General features: G+C 61.8%; 12 protein-coding genes, 1 tRNA gene and 2 pseudogenes. 8 read left to right on the forward strand and 7 right to left on the reverse strand.

From position 1 onward, the window contains the following. Nucleotides 1-699, reverse strand: a pseudogene (locus ET21_RS0103035) (IS21 family transposase); the annotation flags it as partial. Nucleotides 700-900: 201 nt separating this feature from the next. After that, a pseudogene (locus ET21_RS28335) lies at nucleotides 901-1,080 on the reverse strand (transposase); the annotation flags it as partial. Between the two features lie 309 nt (nucleotides 1,081-1,389). Between ET21_RS28335 and ET21_RS0103040 the strand changes: the two are divergent. After that, nucleotides 1,390-1,896: a hypothetical protein gene (locus ET21_RS0103040; protein WP_156029004.1), complete on the forward strand. Its 507-nt coding sequence runs from the start codon at nucleotides 1,390-1,392 to the stop codon at nucleotides 1,894-1,896. Beyond that, complete coding sequence (locus tag ET21_RS0103045; protein WP_030538535.1) at nucleotides 1,893-5,006, forward strand: hypothetical protein; 3,114 nt, start codon at nucleotides 1,893-1,895, stop codon at nucleotides 5,004-5,006. Before ET21_RS0103040 ends, ET21_RS0103045 begins: the two co-directional genes overlap by 4 nt. Nucleotides 5,007-5,031: 25 nt before the next feature. Here the strand turns inward: ET21_RS0103045 and ET21_RS0103050 are convergent, their stop codons facing one another. Together ET21_RS0103050 and ET21_RS0103055 are read right to left on the reverse strand one after the other, a co-directional pair. After that, on the reverse strand, nucleotides 5,032-5,685 hold the full coding sequence (locus ET21_RS0103050) for a hypothetical protein (RefSeq protein WP_030538536.1): 654 nt from the start codon (nucleotides 5,683-5,685) through the stop codon (nucleotides 5,032-5,034). Between the two features lie 9 nt (nucleotides 5,686-5,694). Next, nucleotides 5,695-6,102, reverse strand: a complete 408-nt coding sequence (locus ET21_RS0103055; protein WP_030538537.1) for a hypothetical protein — start codon at nucleotides 6,100-6,102, stop codon at nucleotides 5,695-5,697. A 272-nt stretch (nucleotides 6,103-6,374) separates the two neighbouring features. Between ET21_RS0103055 and ET21_RS0103060 the strand changes: the two genes are divergently transcribed. From ET21_RS0103060 to ET21_RS0103075, 4 genes are all read left to right on the forward strand, one after another. Further along, nucleotides 6,375-7,130, forward strand: coding sequence for a hypothetical protein (locus ET21_RS0103060; protein WP_162180682.1), 756 nt, complete (start codon nucleotides 6,375-6,377; stop codon nucleotides 7,128-7,130). Between the two features lie 99 nt (nucleotides 7,131-7,229). Then, the gene (locus ET21_RS0103065; RefSeq protein WP_156029005.1) at nucleotides 7,230-7,889 is read left to right on the forward strand and encodes a hypothetical protein; all 660 of its coding nucleotides are present in this window, start codon (nucleotides 7,230-7,232) and stop codon (nucleotides 7,887-7,889) included. Between the two features lie 76 nt (nucleotides 7,890-7,965). Then, the gene (locus tag ET21_RS0103070; RefSeq protein ID WP_030538540.1) at nucleotides 7,966-8,502 is read left to right on the forward strand and encodes a hypothetical protein; all 537 of its coding nucleotides are present in this window, start codon (nucleotides 7,966-7,968) and stop codon (nucleotides 8,500-8,502) included. An 85-nt stretch (nucleotides 8,503-8,587) separates the two neighbouring features. Beyond that, a complete protein-coding gene (locus ET21_RS0103075; protein ID WP_051767962.1) occupies nucleotides 8,588-9,280 on the forward strand; it encodes a MobA/MobL family protein in 693 nt (230 codons plus the stop codon). A gap of 90 nt (nucleotides 9,281-9,370) precedes the next feature. Here the strand turns inward: ET21_RS0103075 and ET21_RS0103080 are convergent, their stop codons facing one another. The 3 genes from ET21_RS0103080 to ET21_RS0103095 all read right to left on the reverse strand — a co-directional run bounded on the left by ET21_RS0103080 (nucleotide 9,371) and on the right by ET21_RS0103095 (nucleotide 12,005). After that, on the reverse strand, nucleotides 9,371-11,437 hold the full coding sequence (locus ET21_RS0103080) for a hypothetical protein (RefSeq protein ID WP_156029006.1): 2,067 nt from the start codon (nucleotides 11,435-11,437) through the stop codon (nucleotides 9,371-9,373). Nucleotides 11,438-11,545: 108 nt separating this feature from the next. Next, nucleotides 11,546-11,622: transfer RNA gene (locus ET21_RS0103085), tRNA-Pro, on the reverse strand. Between the two features lie 101 nt (nucleotides 11,623-11,723). Next, nucleotides 11,724-12,005: a JAB domain-containing protein gene (locus ET21_RS0103095; RefSeq protein WP_237751476.1), complete on the reverse strand. Its 282-nt coding sequence runs from the start codon at nucleotides 12,003-12,005 to the stop codon at nucleotides 11,724-11,726. A 193-nt stretch (nucleotides 12,006-12,198) separates the two neighbouring features. Here ET21_RS0103095 and thyA point away from each other — a divergent pair, with 193 nt between their 5' ends. Beyond that, a complete protein-coding gene (gene thyA, locus ET21_RS0103100) occupies nucleotides 12,199-13,137 on the forward strand; it encodes a thymidylate synthase (protein WP_030538544.1) in 939 nt (312 codons plus the stop codon). 93 nt (nucleotides 13,138-13,230) lie between these two features. Further along, nucleotides 13,231-14,529 carry a 3-methyl-2-oxobutanoate dehydrogenase (2-methylpropanoyl-transferring) subunit alpha gene (locus ET21_RS0103105; protein WP_030538545.1) on the forward strand — a complete coding sequence of 433 codons (1,299 nt, stop codon included), beginning with the start codon at nucleotides 13,231-13,233 and terminating at the stop codon, nucleotides 14,527-14,529. The last annotated feature ends 39 nt before the right edge of the window (nucleotides 14,530-14,568 follow it).

The raw sequence follows: 14,568 nt of genomic DNA on the forward strand, positions 1-14,568 counted from the left end.
GGCCTGATGATCAACCGCCCGGCCGCACACGGAAATCCTGACAGTCCCGGCCTTGATCACCGCAACCTTTGCATTGTCGGGCACCAGCAACTGCGTGACACCGCCAAAGAAGGTGAAGGCGGCATTATGCCCCTCGATCCAGTCGGCGAACTGCTCGGTCCAGGTCGCACAAGCAAATGAAAGGCTTGAGCCGCCCAGCACCGCGACGAACAGATGGGCGTCGCGGATCTCGCCGGTTCGGCGGTTGATCACGACGGGCACCGTGTCGCCCGCGTAATCGACGAACAGCTTCTCGCCACCGGCATGGCTCTGACGCATCACCAGCGACAGCCGCCCCTCCCAGCGCCGGAACAGGTCACACCAACGGCTGTAGCGATATCCGTCAGGCTGAGCAGCGATATACTCTTCCCATAGGACCTGCAGCGTCACATGCTTGCGCTTTAACTCGCGCGCGACCGTCGACCAGTCCGGTTCAGGCTGTTTGCGGCGTCCGGGCTTCACGCCTGGAATACCGTACAGCTTGGCCTCCAGCTCCGCATCGGTCATTCTATCGGGAACCGGCCACTCAAGACCTGCCAGCCTCAGGCGCCTGATCGTATCCCGAACTGTCGTTGGACCCACGCCAGTGCGCTCGCCGACAACACGTGTGGAAAGCCCGGCATCCAGGCTCAAATGCAATATCTCGCGCACCTGGCGCATCGAAACCCTCCTCGTCGGCATCCATTCCTCCGGTCGCTATGCGACCGCAGAAATGACCCAACGATCAGGTTCTCCACATCTCAAACTGCGCGCGATCAGCTCGGAATGCTGCGCGGACAATTCTCGGAACGCTGCGCGCGATGACCTCGGAATCCGCAGCCAGACATCCCCCGAGCCTTGCGCGGCATTGAGGCGCGCGAGTAGCTGATCGATCACTTTGGCCTTCACAAGCGGTTCGCGCGACAGCCAGATCGTGGTGGGATCGAGCCCGGTGCTTTCCAGCCCTACGCCCAGGAAGCGCGGGAATGACTGCCGGTCCTTAGTCTGGAATTCACTCGCTTCGTCGGACAGCGAATAAAACGCCTCGTTCTCGACAAGTTGGGTTTTTCGTCAGTGGTGGATCGAAGTTCGCGTCGACGCTGCTCATCCCAGAATGAGTTATTTTTCTTCGGATGATATTTCTACTCTGGAACTCGAAGACGCGCACGCTCCCTTGGCATTTCAAGATCTATGTGAGATCATATGAAATAAGTCGGTAAGTGAAATAAGTCGGTAAGCGAGTAATGTCGTGTCCACCAATTTTGCCCCCGTCTCTGTCGCTATGCTCTGTCGCGAAGGGCGGTGGAACGACCTTTCTCGTCAGGCGGGGCGATGCCCCTCCCAAACCCTCCCCGCGTGCGGGGGGTGGGCATGACCGCCCCGTTGAAGAATGACGGCGACCACGCCGCTAAGGGTCGGCCTCGCCGCGAGGACCTTCGCCTGAGGCTGTCGCCAGAGGACATGGCCGTTTTCGATGCGGCCATTGCGGACATGGGATTCAAAGGTCCGCATGCCCGGCAAGATTGGCTGCGCTCTCAGATCGCCGGCATGACCGCTCAGCCCAAGCGCAGTCGGGGCAAGGTGCAGCCCTCACACCAGCGATTCCCGATGGCCATGCCGGGCGGGCAGGAGGCGCTCGCGCTACTTGGCAATGTCGCATCCGACCTGCGTGGTATGCAGCGTGACCTTCGTCGCCTTCGCGAATGGCTGGACCGCATCGACCCCGTCTTCATCGCCGACGAGCATCGCGAGCGTGTCCGGCAGGAACTTCCGCTAGCCGCAGAGCGCGTCATTGCCGACATCAGCCGGATGGAAGCGTGGATCGGCACGCGGTTGGAGGAGGCGATTGACGCCATCCACAAGGCAGTCCGCCCGTGATCATCAAGGTCGTCCGGGGCAGCTTCTTCGGTGGCGTGATCGACTATGTCACCCGGCGCGGCAAATATGCCGGCCAGGCCGACGCCCGTTTGCTTGAGGCGCCGGGTCTGTTCGACCATCGCACCTTCGCTGCGCAGCTGGCTTATGATGCCGCGCGTGATCCCAAACGCAGCAACCCCGTGGTGCATCTGATTGCCCGCGCGGAGCGGTCCCTTACGGATGCGCAGTATTCAGAATTGGGCAATCGGATGTTGGAGGTCGCTCGGCTTGAGGGTCGCGCGCATATCAAGGTGGTCCATGACGAACCGGATAACCATGGGGATAATGGCCACCTTCATCTCGTCGTGTGCGAGGTCGACGACGAAGGCTGCGTTCCCGCGCGGCTTTTGTGGGATAAGGTCAATCGTCGGGAAGTGACCGCAGAAGAAGCGCGCAATCTGCCGCGGCGGTCCGTGGAGCGCCGGGCATGGGACAGCCATTTGGCTTGGAAGCTCACCGCTTTGGGACGTGAGGTCGAGATCGAATGGGGGCTTCGCCAGCTCAGTTCAAAGAGGGCGGCCCAGAATCCGGATGAACCGCAAATCAGCCGTGCCCAACAGCAGCATCTAACGCGCACGGGTATTGCTCCGCTTCAGGCTCGCTTTTATCGTGAGGTTCGCCATGCGCTGGCTCTGCCGACATGGGACGAACGCGCTGCGGCGCTGGCCGTCCACGCACTTGTGCTGCGGCCGCATGAGGTGAACGGGCGAGTGCGCGGCCTCATGGTGCAGAGCATCAACAACAGCAAGGACGCCGTGAGGGTTTCCGCATTCGCCCTCGGCGGCATGAAAAAGCTGGACGCCAGCGCGGACATGCCGTTTCTCACCTGGCATCCTGAATATAAGGCAGCCGTCAATCTACGTAAAACCAACATCGAATCCCGCAATGACCACTGGCGTGCCACGCAGCGCCAGTTTCGCCTTCATCTCCAAAACTGGCAGGCGGCGCAAAAACGCCGGAATCTTGCCTTTAGTCAGTACAAGCGGGCCCGGGCGCGAATTACGGCGGAGTTCGATAAGCGGCTGAGCGATGAACCGGACAAATTCCTACACCGCGACATTCGGGCTGAACGGTATGGCGAATTGGCGCTGATCAAAGCCGATCGGGATTTCGCGCTTTTGGAGGCAGGACCGAAGGTGCCGCGTCCGACCTTTGCCAATTTCGTGGCGCAGCGAGCGGGCCAAGGCGATGCCGATGCAGCCGAGGTCCACAAGGATTTGCTATCCAAGACCTCCGAAACGAGGCGACAGGCTCTTGACGAGCACAAGGCACGGGTTGCCAAACTTGCGGAGGCGGCGAGATCGATCCAGGCGGATGCTGCGCGGCTTCGCACACAGCTCTCTGGACTGGTGGCCAACTTGCGGGACGGCATCGAACCTGCCCGGAAGCAATCGGTTCGGATCCAGGCCGTCGCATTGCATCGCAGCCGCATGACCACATTGAAGCTGGCGCGGAAAGCACGCGACTTGGCGAAGCGTTTGATAGAACGGCTCGACAGGGCTGGGCACCGGATCCGGGTTGCGCACGGCCGGGTCAACATCGACCGCTTCCGGCCTGACAGGGAAACGCAAGGACTGGTAAACGACCCGGCCCATCTGTCATTGTTCCAGGGCGCGGCCGACGCGCAGGATTTCACTATCGCATTGCTGCGTGATGCTGTCGGGGGAAGTGAAGCCCTTGCCGTTAGAGACGGACGCCCAGAGATCGACCTTGCAGTTCTCAAAGCGGACATGCACAAGCACCTGCGGTGGCAGGCCGAACCAGAGATCCAGGCCACATTGGCCGAGCTGCACAAGCGACGTGAACGGGATACCGCGCAAGCCACAGCGGAACGGCAAAGCATTCAAGCCGGGAAGAGCCAGGCCATGTCCGATGCTCTTGGCGCGCGAAGACGCGAACGTCAGGCACTGGACGCAGTCGCCGCAGATGTGCGAGCCAAGCTTGTCGCAGCGGCACGGGCGCGGCCGGGCGACAGTCGGGCCACAGGCATCTATCTCTCGGCCTGGCAGTCGGCGCTGCAAACATTGCCAGCCAGGAAACTCGTCGATGCCGATCGCATCCGCGCAATCGAGATCGATGCGATCGGCCAGTTGCTGAGCGATCATGCAGGATTTGACGAGAGCGTCATCAAGAAGCTCATCGTAGGGCGCTCGCCGGTGACGATCATCGCAGGGCCGGACGCGATAAACGCCCAGTCGATCGATGCCCTCTTCGATGAAGCCCTTCAGCAGCCGAAACTCAGGCGAAGGGCGCAAGAGAATCGCGCCCGTGCAGCCGAACTGGCGGAACTGCAAGATCGGGACGACACCATAAGCAGGATGGAGAAGGCCGCGCGAGAAGCAAGTGCCAGCGATCAACTATGGGTGGCCATTTACGATAAAGTCTTGTCCAAACTTCCAGTCGACATCGCGGTTACGCGGGATGTCCAATATGGCGCGATTGATCGCGATGTCGCCGTCAGTCTTTTGCGCCGAGGCCTGCCATGGATCGATGTCCGTCAATCATTGGCGCGCTTGTCGCCGTTGTCTCCGGCCGGCAGCGAGAAGGGCAAGGGCAGGGGGGAGAAGGTCGTCGATGCGTGGGCTCATCGCCGGTCTTTCGATCATTACGTCGACGTGACGATTGCTGAAGTTATGGAGACGCTGCCGCCCGCTGAGCAAAGCAAGCGAGAGGCAGAGCGGGAAGCCTGGATGCAGCAGGCACGCCGCAGCCGATCGAACCGGAGGGCGGTCGAGCAGTATGACGAACGCCGGCTAGCGGTTCCGGATGCACTGCCGACGGAACCGCCGAACTTGCCGCCGCATCCGGCGCCGGAGGATATTACGCGCTTCTTCGGTCGCGACGGTCGGCCTAGTCGGCCGCTTCGGGACTTGCTTGCTGACGTGCAGGAAAATCGCGCGGATTATGAGGTTGGACGGAACGGTCAGCTTACAGCGCCCGGCTGGGCAGAGGATGACCAGAAGAACCTTATGACGATTCAGCAGCACCTTCATGTTCGCGCCCTCTTGCTTCAGACGTTCGCACAGGGTGCCGGCATGCATCGGGCTGGCTCATCGGAACTGGAGCGATGAGGGGCAAGGTGAGGGAGCCCGTACTTCAGTCCGTTTTACTACCTGTCTTTCCAGACAGGCTGCCACGAGCGGCAGTCCTGATCCCGGCGCTCAACCTTGCTGCGGCGAGCCGCATCTGCGCTGAATAATCAACACGGCACAAGCGCAGCGCGGACACCTCCTGCATAAGATCCCGCTCGCGCGCTTTCGCACCTGCCAGACGCTGCTCGAGCCGTTCGATCTCTTCATGTGCCTGATCCCGTTCCATCGCGGTCCGGGCATGTAGTTCACGCAGGTCGTCAATCTCTTGCCCCGCGATATCGCGCGCGATTGCGTTGGCGACGGACAACATGTGGTCATTCACCTGCTCCAGCATCGCTGCGGCCGCAGGCGTCCCGTTGATCATGATCGTTCCGGAAATACGGCGGCCAGCGCGCCATTCTTCCAGCTGCTTGTAAAGACCGCCACCTGGTGACCGGTCCAGATGCATCGCGATCTGGTAATTGGTCACTTTGCCGCTATGCCCGGGCTGGCTGGCGATCTCGCTGGCTGCGCGGGCGAAATCTTCTTCGGTATGTCTTGTCATTAATGCCTCCTGGCGGGGCAGGGCCAGTTCATCGCTATCGCCGCGATATCGCGACGGAAGGAGAGCATCTCCCTTGTTCTGAATTCGTGCCGCGATGGTATTGCGGTTGAACATCGGAGCTTGTCACGGAGCGGACCAGCCTGCTGGTGGCTGCGTCATGTGTCGCCGCAGACTGCGCGTGATTATCGTGCAGCGTTGCCCCATCGCGATCATATCGCCGCGATGGATGAAAGCGATCGCCATGGAGAGAAGCGTCAGCACGATCGATTCCGCGCGGCGCATCGCACCCGGACCACCGCGACGACGAGCCGCCCAGGCCACGAGCATGGATCCCACCGCCGCGAGCAGGTCGGCGACCATCGCCAGCCGGGTCGGCCCCTTCGATTGTCCATGCGGATCGGGCTTGTCGTCCATCGCGCAATTATAGGCGGCGACAGCGTCGCAGCAAACCGTTTCGTGCGTTTCAGTCTGGTGCAGCACTGACAGCATTATCGCGGCGATATCGCCGCGATAGAATTTTGCCGCCCGCATGATCGGCTCATCATACAGCCATTGTGGAAAAGGCGGCGGAGAACAGATCGCGCTTCTGGCACCCATTCATTGCGCAGGACGGCCCGGCAGACCAACCTATGAGAGAACCGTCCATGACGGATTTGCGTGATCGGAAATCGTCGGGGAAAAGGTATGAGGCCGCCCGGCGGCTCCGGTTCGCGACCGCCATCCGGCGGCGCGCAACGCTACGGAGAAACGCTATGCGACAGTGGCAGCATCCACCGCTTCAATATCCGCATGAGCATGTAATAGTGTTCGATCTGGAAACGATTGTCGATGAGGAGATGCCGGACGGCAGCTTCCCGCCCTGGCCTCGGCATAAGCCTGTGGCCGGCTCATTCCTCACCGCCCGCCGCGAAGGGCAGGACCATGATTTCACCCTCCACACCTTTATCTGCCGCGAAGGCGGGGAAGAGCATTTCCTGCGCAAGGTCGATGCCTTGTTCCCGTCTGGATCGATGGCGGTCACGCTGAACGGACGTGGGTTCGACGCCCAAGTGCTTCGGCTGCAGGCACAGCGCCACGGCCTCTATGAGCTGCGCAACATCGCCCGGATCGCCGACGCGGGCAGGTACGACATCGCCCATCTCGATCTCCTCGACGCCTATGGCGGGCGGGGATCATCGCTTGCCGAGCTCTGCAAGGCTTTCAGCATTCCGGTGAAGACAAGCGTTTCCGGCGCTGATGTTGGTGACCTTTGGCGACAGGGTGATGTCAGGGCGGTAGCGCAGTATGTGCAGGAGGATGTGCTGGCGAGCTACCTTGTTTACCTGCATGCCATCGCCTGGCGTCAGGGTGATGAACGGCTCATGGCGTTGCCGATTGCCGACCTGAGCGTCTGGATCGAGAGCGAGCCAAAGCTCCGGCACCTCCTGCCGTTCGCTACCTGTCGGCCGGCCATGCGGGCGCGGACCCGGGCGCCGGCGTTGCGGGTCGAGGGCGCCCTTGCTGACGCCGAGCTTCGGCTGAAGCGGGAGCAGGACGAAGCCGCCTTCGCTGCTCGCTAGATCGGCTTCACCCACCTTCATCAAAACCCATTCGCGCACGCGCATCACTCCGGCTGCTTCCGGAGAGGATGGCGCGCGCCTGCATATCAGGACATGTTCATGACCGACGAACCCGTTACTTACGTTTCCCTCACCGCTGCGGCCGTCTCCATACCGGCCGCTGACAGCAGCAATGACCTGCCGGCCACGCATCTGATTGGAGCCGGGTTGCTTATCGCGACGCGCGACGGCTCCAGCTGGCATTTCAGCAGTGAGGCGGCCACCGTCGCCGCCGGCGAGAAGGAGCAGAACTTGCTGCTCTGGCTCGCGGACCGGCTGCCGATGGCCGACACGCTGATCGGCTGGCAAATCGATCACCGGCTGGTGCCAGCGTTACTCGATGCCGCCGCTCATGCCGATGCGACCATCGCGCACCATTTCATGTTGCGCCTCGGGCGGGCGCTCCGCAACAATGTCGTGGATCTGGCGATCGACAGGGGCGGCGCAGCGGCGCCTGCGCTGTGGGAAGTTGCGGGAGAGGCTGCCATCGCCTCTCCCGGCATGACCCCGGCTGCCTTGCTCGGCAACTGGGGCGTCGGCCGTCTCGATGTCCTGCGCGCTGACCTTCGCGCGGAGGCATTGGCCATCTGGCTCCTCTTTCTTCGGCAGGCGCAGATGACGGGTCTGGAAGCGGAAGACGCGACCCTCGCCTGGATGCGCCGCCGCAGCATCCATGCCGTGAAGAGCAGGCCGGGGCACGGCCTGAGCGAAAAGCAGTGAAATCGGGATCCGTGAAAGAGCGGAAAATTGGAAATCCCCGGCCAGCAGGCCGTCATCTCAACATTGGAGTATCTGAATGACACATCCCTATCTCGCACGCGGGCAGGCCTGGACGTTCGCGCTGCGGACCTTAATGGGCTATCCGCCCCACGAGCCGTCACGCCACACCATGGGATTCTGCACCAGCGGACCGCGCGACTTCGATCATATCATGCACCTGACCGAACTTGCGGCGGACATGGGCAGAGACATGCTGCATCTGACCTTTGAGGAACTGGAATCCCAGGAGCCCTGCCTGATATCGCTGGTCCTGCACCAACCCCGCTGCGTCGAATGGATGCCGGGCTGCCGGCTCTATGCGGCAAGCAAACAGGCACCGGTCGAGTTGCTCCAGGGCGGCAGGCGCTGGCGCATCGACGAGCGTAACCAGCTGGTGAGCGGGAAGCTGCCGCCGCGCCATCTTCTCGCCCATGGCGAGCAGATCGCATGGGAACGCTGGCGCAAGATGGCGGAAGAGATGGATGGCCTTAAACTGGCGGGCAACAGCTTCGTGCCGCAGCGGAAGCCTCTCGCTGACGCCATTCCGGTCGCGGCGATCAGGATCGCCGGCTGAACCATCATCCCAACCCTTTCCGCGTCGTCATGACGCCCTCCAGCGCCGCCCCTCATGGGCGGCGCTGGCGTTATAGGAGATCAACATGCTTATCATCCAGGATCATTTCCGTAAAAATCGCGATGAACCGGTGAGTCCGCGGCGAAGCGTTCGCCACGTTAACTGGCCGGACTTCAATATTCGTCCAATTTCAGAAGAGTGGATGTATTTCGGCCGTGACCCGGCTTACAAGACCGCCACGGCGAATGCTGCCTATGTCTGGCGCGATAGTTCGCCAGTCGATCGACATGGTCCTATGCCGCGGCGGTTTGCCGAGCGGCGATGTGAGCTTAAGGGCTCCGGTCTGGCCTTGCCGGCCAACGCACCGTTATGGGCCGCCACGGACCCTTACAGAATCTGGGCAGAGGCCGATGCGGCAACCGCAGAGACAGGCGATCCGACGGCGGTTTCCGCCTGGCACGTCGTGATGCAGATTCCCACACCTATTCGTCGGAATAACTGGCGATGGTTGGTTGAAGGTTTTATCCAGACCGAATTGGTTGTGAAGGGAGCAGCTGTGGCCTGGGCCATCCACTCGCTGGAGGGTGATGGAAGCCAGAACGACTGGATAATCTCCCCCCATGCGCATTTGATTGTCACGGCTCTGCACTGGCGGCACGAAAAACGTCATGGTCAGCGGCATCCATTCTGGATCGCAAGCTGGGCACAGCAAAAGCGGATGGAATTTGCCTGGCGGCGCAGGTGCGTCAGCGCGCGCGATTTCGCCCGCCTGTTGTAAAAGCCTCGTCCCGGGCGGAACCTCGTTTGATGTTGACGCTATGCCCGCTGGTGACCCCGGCGGGCATAGCGACCTTGTTGGCGATAGCCCTCACGCCCGGCGGCGCGCTCGCCCTGTGTCATTTCGCGTCTTGCGTTCAAAGGGCGATCCAACCCGCGCCCTCTTCTCCAAAGGAACCAGCCGGATCGGCGCAGCTGAAATGTGCTCGGACACGATCGGAATGTATTTCAGCATGAACGTCAGGCGTTCAGCCAGGACGACATCAGCTCCTTCCGTTTGGATGCGCTTACTATAATGTTTCCCGTTGGTGCCCTGCCGAGCGTGCCCCATGATGTCGGCACGGATATTGTCATTCACCCCGTCAACTTCATAGAAACTGGCGCCCAGGGCGCGGATCGAGTGAATGTCAGGGCCCTTTCCCCGGTCATTGGTCGGCAAAGGCAGCCGTTCGCCGATATAATCCACCATGTGCCGCCAGGCGCGTTCGTAGAAGAATGCGCCTCCCCGCTTTTCGGCGCCATCTGGATAAAGCTCCGGAAAAAGGGCAACATGCCCTTCCTTTTTGATTGCCTCGACATAAGCGAGAAAGCCGAGGCGGATGAGCTCAGGATGGATCGGCAGATCCCGGCGGCGAGCTATGCGCTTCTCGCCGGCTTTTTCTCCATCGCGCCCTCGTGTGAGATTATCGCGAATTTTAATGTGAGGAGTCCTGTGGTTCGCGATGATGTCGGCGACTTCCAGCCCGCAAATCTCTTCACGGCAGGCGCTGGTATAATACCAGATCAGCGGGGCGTAAAAGGCGGAGTCATGCCAGACGCGCTCGAGCGGACCATCTGTCTTGAGACGATGCAGCGCGCCGCCGCCGCCGAGATATAGCGGCGAAGCGAAGAGAATCTCCATGTGCGCCCGGGTCCAAGGCGGCCGCAATTCGGTGCTGTCCTCCGTTTTGATCCTCACCCGCACGCTGCCAAAATCCATAATCACGGCGCCCGCCGCTTTAGGCTTCCACGCGGTCTTGCCGAGATGTTTGGCGACGGTCGCCATGAAGGAAAGGTCGCGGTTGACGGTCTTGTTGCTGCGCCGGTCGGACGGACTGAGGGGCGGAAGTTCGGATAGGACCTTTTCGAACGGCCGAGACATGGCGCCTTCAGAGAGCCCACCGAACCGGAATGTGACAGGCATCTTCTGGATGCCCTGCTTGAAGCGAGGCGCATCCAAATGGTTGTAGCTGCCCAATGGGCGATTGCCCGTGATCCAGGCGAAGGTTTCCATGATCCGTCGTTGCTGGTGCGTAGGGCCTTTCCAGACGCCATCTGCTTTCAACTCGGCTATCACCTCATCGATCACATCGCCGAAACGTCGATCATCATAAGTCATGAAATGACATTCCGATGGGACGGCATGCGCCACGTTGGGGGGAAGAGGGGGCGTTCCCGCCTGGAGCACAGGAGGGCAACGGGCAGAATATCTGAGCGCTTCGACCCTCGCGGTCGGTGTGCCAAGGTCGGCAGTGAGCGCTTGCAACGGATTGGCCGCGTCCATGACATCGTCATCGAACATTCGGGTAGCGCGTTTCCATGCATCCGCCCTGGCGCGCAGGATGTGCGCACGTGCCGTCGAGATGAGGTCGGCTGTTGGCTCGATGCCGACAGCTTCGAGCCGTAGGCAAACTTCCCTGTCGGCTATTTCATGACACAGCTCGCGCAGATAACCGTCTATCTGCGACAAGTCTCGGCCGAGCCCGCGCGCACTTAATTCTTTCCGATCCTCGTCGGTGAGCTGGCGGGGCCGGTCAGGGCGGCGCGCGATGCGATAGGCTTCCGCCAGCGGCACGGCACATTCCGCGATCGATGACGACCATGACGCATTCTCATATGCGTCATGAAGAGCTTGCGTTAGTTCATCCTCCAGCTCCTGACGGAAAATCGCCTCAATCTGGTCGCCGGTTAACACTCCGTTGGTTTTCAGCATCAGGTCCACGCTCAACTTCACGATTGCGAAGCGCGCGGACAAGAAGGCCGCGCGCCTGCGAGCCACCTTCGGGTCGGCGGTCTGCAATGCGATCGATAGGATCTTGGAGCTAATATTTCGGAAATAGATGCGGCGGCGGAACGCATATCGGCCAGCAATGCGAGCGGTGTGGGGTATGCGGGACACAGGTCATCACCTTTCCGCGTGTATCACCGTCATGTATGCTGGTCATGTTCGCAACACCGTCCGATGAGCCACGCCTAAAGGCGGATTTCCGTCGCTTTTGCGATAAAGTGGTCGGGGAGAGAGGATTCGAACCTCCGGCCCCTGCCTCCCGAAGACAGTGCTCTACCAGGCTGAGCTACTCCCCGACCGTCGGCGGTATCGCTTGGCGATGCCGCTGGGCAGGCGGCGGTCTATAGAGGCGGGTTTTCCGGCTGGCAAGCGGCTGATCGCGCTTTTTTTGCCATGATCACAGCAGCCCCGCCTGCCGGAAACTGAACAGCCTTTGCCCGCCGAGGATGACATGGTCGGCAAGCTTCATTTCCATCGGGCGCAGGCGGCTGGCGATCGCCCGTGACAGGCGAATATCCTCAAGGCGCGGCTGGGGAATGGGCTCGCCCGGCCGCTGCTGTTCTATGACCAGCCAGGCGCTGTCCAGACTGAGCAGCGCCCTGACGATGCCGGTCCAGCCGGTCCTGCCGTCGATGCGCCCCAGCAGCCTCCAGTCTTCATCCAGTACGATGATTTGCACCGTTTCCGTAACGTCCATGAGGGCAGGATGGTGCGGGCGGCGTCGTTCTTCACCTGACGTTGCGTCCAATTCGGAGGGGACTGCCGGGCTTTTGATCCAAAGCGAACATTGGCGATCGCGGGACGCTCGGCTACATCCGGCAGGGACTCGCCGTTCGCCTCACGGCTCATCAGGAAAGATCGACTTGACCCGCATGCTGACCCCGGACGCCGCACATTATGAGCAGCAATATCTGGACCTGATGCGCCTCATCTGGACGCAGGGGGATGAGCGTGTCGACCGGACGGGCGTGGGAACGCGGTCGATCCTGGGCGCAACCATGCGCTTTTCGCTGGCGGACAATGCAGTGCCCCTGCTGACCACCAAACGGGTCTTCTGGAAGGCCGCCGCGCGCGAGATGCTGTGGTTCCTGAGCGGCGACACCAACATCCGCGAACTGGTGCGCCAGGGCGTTCACATCTGGACCGACTGGCCGCTCGATGCCTATCGCAGGGCGACGGGCGAGACGATCGACCGGGACGCCTTTGAAGCGCGGATCATCGAGGATGACGATTTCGCGGCCCGATGGGGAGAGCTTGGCCCGGTCTATGGCGCGCAGTGGGTGAATTGGCCGCGCTACGAGCCGGTGGGGGATGGGCTCTACCGACGCGCAGCGCAAGGGCACAACCAGATTGCCGATCTGGTCGAGGGGATCAGGACCAATCCCGGCTCGCGCCGCCTGCTTTTCACCGGCTGGAACGTCGCGGAAGTCGCGCGGATGGCGCTGCCGCCGTGCCATATGACCTATCAGTTCCAGGTGGCGAGCGGGCGGCTCAACGGCCTGTTGTTCCAGCGTAGCTGCGACCTGGGCCTGGGCTTTGCCTTCAACATCTTCGGCCTGTCGATGATTACCCGGATGCTGGCGCAGCAATGCGATCTGGAACCGGGCGAAGTGGTCTGGCAGGGCGGCGACGTTCACCTGTACCTGAACCACGCGGCGCTGGTTGAGGAGCAGATCAGCCGCACGCCCGCCGGTGCGCCCCGATTGAAGATCAACCGGCGGCCCCCCAGCATCTTCGACTACCGGATCGAGGATTTCGAGGTGCTGGACTATGCTCCCCAAGCCCATATCGCAGCGCCCGTCGCTGTGTAGCGAGCACCTCAACAGGAACAGTTGCCTTTCTCAAACGTTGTAATATAGTAATTGCTATAAGCAATTTTATTGCAACAACGGAGAGAGCGCGGGATGAGCGATCAGCCTGCTTCGGGCGCTGGAGATCAGGGGAACGGGCGCAACCTGCCGCCGTTGCGCCTGCATGTGCCGGAGCCGCAGTTTCGCCCCGGCGACACGGCCGATTTCAGCAGCTTCGAGATACCGGCGGCGGGCGAAGCCCCGCGCCCCGATGAGGCCGCGCATCCCGGCACGATGCAGGGTCTGGTCTATGGGCTGATCCGCGTTCTGGACGATGAGGGCGCGGCGGTGGGGCCATGGGACCCGCATCTGCCCGCCGAAACGCTGTTGAAGATGCTGCGCGCCATGGCCCTGACCCGCGCCTTCGACGCGCGCATGTTCCGCGCCCAGAGGCAGGGAAAGACGAGCTTCTACATGAAGTCGACGGGTGAAGAGGCCGTGTCGATCGCCGCCGCCACCGCTCTTGCCAGCGACGATATGTGTTTCCCCAGCTATCGCCAGCAGGGCATATTGATCGCGCGCGGCTGGCCGATCATCGACATGATGAACCAGATCTATTCGAACAAGGGCGACCGGCTGAAGGGCAGGCAGTTGCCGATCATGTATTCGGCACGCGATGCGAGCTTCTTTTCCATCTCCGGCAATCTGACCACTCAATATCCGCAGGCGGTCGGATGGGCGATGGCCAGCGCGGCGCGGGGGGATACGCGAATCGCCGCGACTTGGTGCGGGGAAGGATCGACGGCGGAGGGCGATTTTCATTCCGCCTGTACTTTCGCCAGCGTCTATCGCGCGCCCGTCATCCTGAACATCGTCAACAACCAATGGGCCATCAGCAGCTTTTCCGGCTTTGCGGGGGCGGAGGCGACGACCTTCGCCGCGCGGGCGCTGGGCTATGGCATTGCTGGCCTGCGGGTCGACGGCAACGACGCGCTCGCCGTCTATGCCGCCACCCGCTGGGCCGCCGACCGGGCGCGGGCCAATGCCGGACCGACGCTGATCGAACATTTCACCTACCGGGCGGAAGGGCACAGCACCTCGGACGATCCGAGCGCCTATCGTTCGGCGGACGAAGGCAGCCATTGGCCGCTGGGCGACCCGATCGCCCGGTTGAAGCAGCATTGCATCCGCCTGGGCATATGGGATGAGGAACGGCAGGCGGCGATGGACAAGGAGCTGGCCGAACAGGTGCGCGACGCCGCGCGGGAAGCGGAAAAGAACGGCATATTAGGCCACGGGCTGCACCATCATCCGATGGAAACGATGTTCGAGGATGTGTTCGAGGACATGCCCTGGCATCTGCGCGAACAGCAGCAGCAGATGCTGGACGAAGCGAAGGCAGCCGGGCTGTGAGCAGCAGCCTAAGCGATTCCGGGAGCGGCGGGCTCCAGC

It is taken from the genome of Sphingobium sp. DC-2 (assembly GCF_000722555.1).
GTDB lineage: Bacteria > Pseudomonadota > Alphaproteobacteria > Sphingomonadales > Sphingomonadaceae > Sphingobium > Sphingobium quisquiliarum.